At 62.9% G+C, this 420-nt stretch carries 1 pseudogene; it reads left to right on the top strand.

What is annotated here, in order from left to right:
- Nucleotides 1–420 (top strand): annotated as a pseudogene (locus QCE79_RS34445) (terminase); the annotation flags it as partial.

The following is a 420-nucleotide window of genomic DNA, read 5'->3' as shown; positions in this document are numbered from 1 at the left end:
CGGTGGGCAAGAGAGCCCGCTGTCGATCGTGATTAGCACGCAAGCGCCGACCGATGCAGATCTGCTCAGTCTGCTGATCGACGACGCGCTCACAGGCGCTGATCCGCTCAACAAGGTCGAGCTGTACACCACGCCCACGGACATGGACCCGTTCAGCGATCGCGCCATTCGCCTGGCCAATCCGCACTTCGACGTGTTCATGAATCAGGCAGAGGTACGCCGCATGGCGCGCGAGGCCAAGCGCTTGCCGAGTCGCGAGGCCACCTACCGCAACCTCATCCTCAATCAGCGGGTCGACGCGCGTAATCCGTTTGTCGCTCGCGCCATTTGGATGGAGAACGGCGAGCCGCCTGCCAACATTGAAGGCGAGACGGTCTACGGCGGCCTCGATCTCTCCTGCGTGAACGATCTGACCGCGCT

Origin of the sequence: Caballeronia sp. LZ003, assembly GCF_031451465.1 — a bacterium.
Taxonomy (GTDB): Bacteria; Pseudomonadota; Gammaproteobacteria; order Burkholderiales; family Burkholderiaceae; genus Caballeronia.
This window is presented reverse-complemented; position numbering and strand designations above follow the sequence as displayed.